Source organism: Bacillus sp. BPN334 (assembly GCF_008368885.1).
Classification (GTDB): domain Bacteria; phylum Bacillota; class Bacilli; order Bacillales; family Bacillaceae_G; genus Bacillus_A; species Bacillus_A wiedmannii.
Genome location: NZ_QOZW01000034.1, coordinates 1 through 1,206 on the forward strand (window position 1 = coordinate 1; position 1,206 = coordinate 1,206).

1 protein-coding gene is annotated in these 1,206 nt (G+C 34.7%); it reads left to right on the top strand.

Annotated elements, in window-relative coordinates; genetic code table 11:
* Window positions 1-145 precede the first annotated feature (145 nt).
* Window positions 146-1,206, top strand: a 1,061-nt coding sequence (locus tag DN393_RS30880; protein ID WP_149174293.1) for an RNA-guided endonuclease InsQ/TnpB family protein, incomplete at its 3' end; no start/stop codon positions are given.

Here is a 1,206-nt window from a genome sequence, read left to right on the forward strand (position 1 = left end):
AATGAGGTAAGAATAATAATGAAATTTTACGAGTTAGTCAAGTATCGGAATTAACAGGTTTACATCCGAGTAGTCTCAGGAAAATGCTGGTGGAACACGCTACTATTCAGAAGAACAAATCTTTCATTAAAGGAGTTAAATTCTGATGATATTGGCGAAGAAAGTCAGACTGATTCCAACGCCTGAACAAGAAAAAGTGCTTAGAAACCATGCTGGTGCTGCAAGATTCGCTTATAACTATTGTAAAAGAATGAGTGATAGATACTATAAGCTATTTGGAAAATCTGTTTCACAGTTAGCTTTACAGAAACGATTTACAAAGATCAAGAAGCGAAAGAGATATGAGTGGTTAAATGACATTAACGCACAAGTTCCCAAACAGGCTTCAAAAGATTTTGATACGGCGAGAAAAAATTCGTTCAAAAAGTATAAAAATGGTTATCACACTTCTTATAAATCCAAAAAAGATTTAATCCAAGGATTTTATGCCAATTATGAAAGGCTGATTATAGGAAAGAAAGTAGTTCATATTCAGTCTATTGGAGAAGTGAAAACAAGCCAACAACTACCAAGAAATAAAAAACCATCCAATCCAAGAGTTACATTTGATGGTCGTCACTGGTGGATTAGTGTGGGGTTTCAAGAAGACTTTGAATTACAAGAACTAACCAATGAGTCGATTGGTGTGGATGTTGGTTTAAAAGAGCTGTTTGTAGCTTCTAATGGTATGAAAGAACGAAATATAAACAAAGATGCCAAGGTTAAAAAACTTTTGAAAAGGAAAAAGTCAGCACAAAGAGATATGTCTAGGAGATTTAAAAAAGGTGTAAAAATTCAATCTGCCGGATATGAAAAAGCTAAAACTGAGCACCTGCGGTTATCTAGGAAAATTACGAATATCCGAAATAACCATATCCATCAAGCAACAGCTAAATTGGTGAAAACCAAGCCAATGAGGATTGTTGTGGAAGACTTACCTATCTCAAACCTGTTAAAAAACAAAAAACTATCGAAAGCATTTTCATTTCAAAAATTAAACTTCTTCTTTCAATGTTTGTCATACAAGTGCGAGAAGTATGGCATTGAGTATGTAAAAGCTGATAAATGGTTCGCCTCAAGCAAGATTTGTTCATGTTGCGGAGTAAAATACGACCATTCAGTTCAACCAGAAGGACAGTGGAGTTTAAAAATACGTGAGTGGTGTTG